Raw genomic sequence first — 7,027 nt, forward strand, 5'->3', positions numbered from 1 at the left:
ATCTGGGATTCCGTAAACTTGATTCTTTTCATATTGCCAATTAAAATTAATAGTTTTTCTAATAGCCTCGCTGCGCTCGGTCTAGAATTCTACTTTTAAATGGTCTGAATTTTGGGAAGTGCACAATGGCAACTCCTTTTACCTTACCAAAGGTATATGATCCCTCGTTAAGCTGCTTCGATATTTCTATTATGTGCTTATGGATATTACTTTCAAACTCTTTGATAGAGACATTGGATGCATCGCGGGAGGTCTTATTTGATTTATTAAGCTTTTTCCATGCGGCGTGAAGAGAAGTCTCACTAGAGATTCTCGAGAGTATTGTTAAGGACTTAGACATCATGTATTGACTGTGGGTTCCAAGTTAATTACTTGTGCAGATCACACTCCTAAAGCTGTGGCTTAGATAATCAACCAACCTAATAGGATTATTCGTCCTACCATCCGCTTGAAACACTCTATTGCGTTTGCCATCTGCTTGTACATTGCACATGCTCTGACAAACCTGCCTGCGAATTTAGCTACCGCTGATTCCAGACGCCTTGTTTTTTAGCTTTCATACTGATTTTCGTTACGTTACAGTCGTTTGTTAAAGATACTTTTTTCCACGACATATGCAAGTTTTTTGAAATTAGTTTCAGCCCGCGCGTCCTCCACCTTTGAAAATGCCAACTCCACTGAAACGGTTACCTTAAATCTGCAAGTAACTGTGGTATTGTTAGAGATGTGAGGTGAGATAATCAACCAACCTAATAGGATTATTCGTCCTACCATCCGCTTGAAACACTCTATTGCGTTTGCCATCTGCTTGTACATTGCACATGCTCTGACATAATTCAAATATAGTATTTAGGGCTCAAGTAATTTTTTTTAGTTTTCAACATTGCGGATTAGCTAATAGGAGCCACATTGCTATGGCTCCTTTAACAACTTTAAGATTTCGTTTGTATGCTTACTTTGATTGACCCTATTGGCATTTCCGCTTTCATTTAATACGATTTGCCTGTAAATATCAAGTTCCAGGATGTAAATAAGAATAGACTTAGTCCGCCAACCCGAATCCATTATAAAAATCTCTGATTCAACAATTGGTGCGTTCAGTAAATCTTCTATAACCTCCTTCGATAATTCCAATTTCAAATCGCCCTCAATTAATTCAAAGAGGTTTAGTTTGCTAAATAGCTCCGAGGGTTTGATGGTACATCCTGCTACTACTTCAATGTTATCATCGGGTTGTTCGGTACTATCATGTTCGGAGTCATTATTCAGGTCATAGTCTAACTCGTCAACAGTTAAAAAGTATTCAGATTCAGGTATGTTGTAGCGATATTGATTACCTTCACTATCAAGGTAGTAACCTCTTTTATTAAAACCAATGTTGTAAAAATCACTTTGATAGAGATAAGGTAAGTTCTCTACCGATAGCAGCGTCTGTATTTCTTTCATGGTAAATGTAATTACACTGTGTCAACTTTTATAACAAAAGGGTGAACCTGTTAACTGGACTAGTCTAGCACCCTTTCAGAAAGAGCAATGGTATAACGATGAACATTAGTACGCCAGCAAAAATAATTACGCCCATAATACTTCCACCTATAGCACCCTCTGCTTTTTTCCCGCTCTCACTAGCAATAGAAACGATGACTGCACCAATGATAATAAATATTATCAATCCAATAGCTATAGCCATAATTAATTCGCAACTGTCTTATCAATCGTGCCATCACTATACCTTATGTAATCAATGCCAATCCTCGTTGGAGCATCTGTTGCCCCTTGGTTGAGTTGTGGCACGAGAAAGCTATCTCTCATTTTGTAGCCGCTTGGAAGATTAACAACTCTTGTGATACGTGTTGTAGATTGTTCTTTTAAATATCTTGATGTTGAGGTATCTTCCCAACCAGACATGTCAGTCATCAAGAACTTATAGACAATGTGGGTGACTTTCTTCTTTAGCTTATTGTTAAGATCGACAATAAGCACTGGACGTAGTTGCTCATCGTATGTGACTTTGTGGGCTTGTATCAATTTCTGTGCATGGACAAAATCCGAGAAGCTTAAAAGAATCAAGAGCGGTAATAAAAGTTTTTTCATTTTATGAATAACCGACAGTCCCAGTCGGTTGGTTAGTTAACACGAAAGCGTGGAACTGTAGCCAATCCGCGCTTGAGGCCCTAGGAAGCCCAACACAACAGACTGGAACAGCCCACGCTTCCGCATGGACGTTCGCACATCTGTTCTTGTTGTGTTTGTAATTTCCTAGGTTCCAAGCACAAGAACATAAGCTAACGCTTTATATCTTGAATGAATTATTAATTTATTCCTGTTTCTTAATCTTAGTTTTGATTAAGCGTAAAGATAACAAGGAGTTTGAATATAGGTGCAATGCTGCACCTATATTTTTTTAGGCTGCCTCTTTCTCGACGGTAGCGATTGAAACGTAATCTGTTTCACCTTCTGCGATCCTTCGGTAAAAGAAGTTGTGGTTCTGTTCCGATGGTAGAAAGTTTACTCTCAATGCATACTCGATTCCATCGGTATTGTCATTCGATTGAGTAACCTCGTAGGCATAGCGAAGGAGTTGGTTGGTGAGATTGCTGCCAAACTTCTCTAATGCCTCCTGTCCGAAATCAACAAAGATGTAAAACCTGCCATCCTTTGGACTCATGCTCAAAGTGATGTTATAGAAGTAGCATAAGAACTCCTTAACGAGATTTGTGTTTTGCTCGTTCTTGGTATGTTCCATTTCGCAGTAAGTACGGAACTTGTTTACATCGAACTTGGTAAGCAGGCTAACGGCTTTCTGCACCATTAAGGTGTAAGCTTTTTCGACTTCTTTGTTTACCAGTTGGACATCGTTTGTAATGGCAACGAACTGAGTTTTGGTTTGCGTTGTACGCTTTGTTTGTGTTTTCATTGTTAAAGATTAAATGGTGTAAAAAGAAAAAGCAACCCGACTGAGTTGCTTGTGTGAATTGAATAGTTAAAGAACCACCATAGAACTGGGGTTTTTGAGCATTTACCTGGGTACCAGAGTTACTCCCTGTCATTAACTGCTTTCATTAAGGAATCATGTTCCAAATAACGTAATGCGTGTTTCAGCATGCTACGTATCAGTCATTCTATGGTGGTTATGGGTTGGTTCAAGCTTATTGCCTGAGTGTATAAATGTTTAATAGCTTTTCAATAGCCCAATACTCTACAATAAGCTCGGATGAACCTTTCAGTTCCAAGTCCTTTTCTAGCAAGGTGTAAGCTATGTGTAAGTGCTCCATCGCAGCTTGATAGAGATTATCTGTATGTTCAAGGTGTCTTTTGATTATACTTGATGCGGACTCAATAAAGTGATGTTCTTCTTCGTCGTCAGGATTCATATTTGAAAGTGATTATAGGGTTTATGGAATAGATTAAAAACTTGAATTGAGAAGTGTTAACTTTTAAAAGATGAGATGGGTGCTCGATTTGCACTCGTTATTCTTCATTTTATAAAAGTTAAACAGCTTAAGTGTGATAGCAAAAATGCCTAGCTGTCAAGCCAGGCATCAAAAAAGGTGGTTAGTTTACTCCGAAATCAAAGTATGCATATAAACTCATTTGGCTGCACCTGCAAGCATCTATTAAAGTATGCTAAGTAGTTATCTCTATGGGTTTGAGTTGCTATCTGAGTGAGTGAAAACCGCTTTAATAGCGTGTGCAATTCTTCTTCGAAAGGACATTTGTAAAGGCTGTATTCAAGGCGGTAGTCATAGTTGTAAGTACATTCAAGGTATAAGTGGAAGTGTCTGGTTTGAATGATATGCAACCCTTCGCAGTGCAACGGATGTTGCTTCAAGTTGATTTCAATGCAGTACCTTTCGTCCTCAATTGGTAATGTTCTGCACAACTCCTTCATTGATTCAACAAGCGTGTGATACATCTTTTCCCACAATGGATTCATCTGACGTTGAAGTTCATTGCCACGCTTGCTTGCCCTGATGTAGTTCTTGGAAACAAAATGCTTGCTGCTCCATTGTTCTTCATTAATTCGTAACTGATCATCGAGCTTTTTTAAGGTGTTTGGAAATTTTAAGCGTTCGTTTTTCATGTGTTAGAGGTTAAAATGTTTCAAACTGCTATGTATTAAGAATGAAAAGAAACTACCAATAGAAGTCTTGTTATACTTTTTACTTCGCCAGTCGGTACCTAGTCGGGGGGTAATATCTAAGCTACGTAGCAGAGCGCAACACTCTTAAAAGTTTCATATAGGCACTATTCTTTTAGGGGTTACATTTGAGAAGTGTTAACTTTTATAAAAGCAGATAATACTGTAATCCAAAGCTACCAGTGACACTAAGGGACACCAATATTATTTACTTTGACGTGTAACATCGAGGGGTGGGGTTTAGCATATCGATTAGATCTCTAATTAACAAATGTTAAGCTCATCATTGGCTGAGAGCTTGCACATTTTATTGGAAAGTGGGGCTTAAACATACTACTCTTGAACAAAATTGTGCGATCGGGTAGAATTTGAATTTAGCTGATTGAACTTCCTTTCGCCTAACTTAACCTTCCTTACAGACTTGAACTTTGATTTATAACGACCAGTCGCCATTTCCTTTTTAGTTCTAAGTTTGCTTCCGTTGAAATAATCAGTATGGAAGTAGGTTTTGATATCTGTGGCTTTAAGATTTGCCTCTACACCATACTGAGCAAAGAGAGCTACAAGCTTTTGTTTAACATGCGGAACTTCATAAGAGACACCAACCATGAATGTAGAGTATACTGCATCAATTATCCCTTGACTTAGCTTACCTTCTGACATTTCCACTTTACGGAGAGCAGCTTCAATTTTTGCTTTAGTCCCAAGTTGCTCCACTTCGTAAAAACCAAGGATGCCTACTGCATTTGTTATAAGTGGAAAATGTTTACATAGCTCTTGATAATAACCATCTGCACCATCAACTCCTCGGTTGTTTTCATTTGCTACCAGCTTTTGTAGAACCTTAGCAATGCTTGCTTTTGAGTACCTGCCCGCTGCTTTAGACATGGATATCATATCTTCATCGAGATAAATCTTTCTAGTCTCCGTAAAGTCAAACAATCCTGATTTGATATAAGTAAACCCAACTGCAAGGTCTTGGCAATAGCAAAGTTTAAGTTGGTGCTCGTAAAGAAAATTATCGTATTTAAAATAGTCAAGGTCGCCATTTTCGTTCAATAGGTTCGCAAAAGGTGTTACCCGTTTAAGAGCTTCGCCATACACTTGTTCTTTGAGATAAGTATCATGAGTCGTTGCCTGTAACTCTAATATTAGATGGTAGCGCTTCTTCGAGATTTCAATATCTTTAAGTAGGGCTGACTCCAACTTAACAGCCCTGTTTGATTTGATACTTACAATGTGTGTAGCAGTTCTATAATTGTCTGGCGCCATCTCTTTAGGGTTAGCCTGTCTAAATCGTCCTAGAATCTGATATGTGTCGGTATTGGGATCAATGATTGTGTGTTCAACATAATTCCGATCAGTTAGTATCAGTACATCAGGAGTGATGCCAATTAACTTAATGTCAAGACCATTGAAAAAGCTACTAGTTAAGATGTTGACTTTCCCAAGCAACTCATTTGTGATTTGGCTGTAGCAATTTTCTTTGATGCCCAAGTGATCCAATACTTCCACTCCATCCTCCGAGCAAAAGACCTTTGCCTTATCTTGTAAGTCGAACTTTGTAATTAATGAATGGATGCCTTGTATTGAGTTGAAGAACACAAATAACATTTCACCATCATAACTATCAATGTATTCCTTAAAGGCTGCGCCGAGATTATTTACAAGCTTCAACTCAATCCGCTTTTTCACTTCTCTTGTATGATTCACTTTTATCTTCTTAAAGTACTGTAGGCGAGGATCATTTGGTATAAATGGAGTTGCTGAGATCATTGCTTTGTTGTGAAAACAGAAGAAGTCATCTGTGCAGGATGAGATGTTCACTCTGAATTTGATATCCTTGGTGAGCTTATGGCATTCATCCATCAGTATAAAATAATCTGTATAGGGATTAGCACCTGTAATGAGTATGGCTTTTATCAACTTCATCAGTCCTTCGGGTGTGGATATAAACTTTATGTTCCTACCATTTGCATTTTCAATGTGCGCGACAAGTTGTTGCTCCTTATACTTTTCCGTTACTGGATGAAGGTAGTGTTTATCTTCTTTATATGCGTACTTGCTTTCAATTTGAGCCTTGTTAGGTACAAGGATAATACTGTTACGGTTTGCTTCCAACTCGCTGTAGGTAGCTCCCCACCCCGTTAATACCTTATTGATAAGGGTATTGTTGGGTATAGGCGTTAACCTTGGCTCATCCCACATGGTGGGAGCTGATGTATGTATAATCTCGTCGTAGTTGTTAAATGGAGTTATCATGATAGTGAATGTTAATTGTGTAAGTCATAAAATAAGTTGTCAAAGTAATCGTCCGAGGCTTGTAGTTGCTCGTCTATATCAAGCGTAGCATTGGCTAGCTCGAGTTCAACAATTTCAGCATCTTCCTCTATTTGCTTTTTAACTTTTAAAGCAGAAGGAGAAATGGTTTCCTGTTCAGAACGAACATCGGGTTCTTCTACTATGCTCCAGTTACAGATGTGTAAGCCTAAACGGTTTTCAAGGAAGTCGATGAAAGATGCCCGAACATTAAGTGTGCATCCGATTAGGCTTGTAACGTCGACCGAAGCATTAAGAACTCGATTGAATTCAAACACATCGGAATCAATAAGCACTTGATTTGTTGGAAGAAACTCTTCGTTATAACGTAGCTTCCATAATGCAATAAGTAGAATATTCTCTTCGTCTATGATTGTGGTCGATTGAATCTGGTAGTAGCCAATTCGAGCTGTAGTGCTTGTTCCAAAGGTGGGTTGCAAGTAAGCATACGACCAACCCATCTTTTTTTTGGCAGATATTTTAGGCAGTTGGTTTAGTCCAATTATTTGGCATAAGTTCTTTAAGCTTATTTGCTTTGTGTGATGGTATTCTTTCCAGGATATCAGT

The 7,027-nt window shown here is 38.4% G+C and carries 8 protein-coding genes; all 8 read right to left on the reverse strand.

The genetic code is table 11. From position 1 onward, the window contains the following. Positions 1-912 precede the first annotated feature (912 nt). Positions 913-1,446 carry a hypothetical protein gene (locus LUA90_RS19335; protein WP_231492232.1) on the reverse strand — a complete coding sequence of 178 codons (534 nt, stop codon included), beginning with the start codon at positions 1,444-1,446 and terminating at the stop codon, positions 913-915. A 64-nt stretch (positions 1,447-1,510) separates the two neighbouring features. Beyond that, a complete protein-coding gene (locus LUA90_RS19340) occupies positions 1,511-1,690 on the reverse strand; it encodes a hypothetical protein (protein ID WP_231492233.1) in 180 nt (59 codons plus the stop codon). Between the two features lie 2 nt (positions 1,691-1,692). Continuing rightward, positions 1,693-2,094, reverse strand: a complete 402-nt coding sequence (locus LUA90_RS19345) for a hypothetical protein (protein ID WP_231492234.1) — start codon at positions 2,092-2,094, stop codon at positions 1,693-1,695. A gap of 310 nt (positions 2,095-2,404) precedes the next feature. Further along, positions 2,405-2,917 carry a hypothetical protein gene (locus tag LUA90_RS19350; RefSeq protein ID WP_231492235.1) on the reverse strand — a complete coding sequence of 171 codons (513 nt, stop codon included), beginning with the start codon at positions 2,915-2,917 and terminating at the stop codon, positions 2,405-2,407. A 232-nt stretch (positions 2,918-3,149) separates the two neighbouring features. After that, complete coding sequence (locus LUA90_RS19355) at positions 3,150-3,374, reverse strand: hypothetical protein (protein ID WP_231492236.1); 225 nt, start codon at positions 3,372-3,374, stop codon at positions 3,150-3,152. Between the two features lie 197 nt (positions 3,375-3,571). Further along, a complete protein-coding gene (locus LUA90_RS19360; RefSeq protein WP_231492237.1) occupies positions 3,572-4,084 on the reverse strand; it encodes a hypothetical protein in 513 nt (170 codons plus the stop codon). A gap of 390 nt (positions 4,085-4,474) precedes the next feature. Next, positions 4,475-6,403 (reverse strand): DEAD/DEAH box helicase family protein, encoded by a 1,929-nt coding sequence (locus LUA90_RS19365; RefSeq protein ID WP_231492238.1) that lies wholly within the window; start codon positions 6,401-6,403, stop codon positions 4,475-4,477. 11 nt (positions 6,404-6,414) lie between these two features. Continuing rightward, the coding region (locus LUA90_RS19370) for a hypothetical protein (RefSeq protein ID WP_231492239.1) at positions 6,415-7,027 on the reverse strand (613 nt) is incomplete at its 5' end.

The organism is Pedobacter sp. Leaf170 (assembly GCF_920984665.1).
Lineage (GTDB): Bacteria > Bacteroidota > Bacteroidia > Sphingobacteriales > Sphingobacteriaceae > Pedobacter.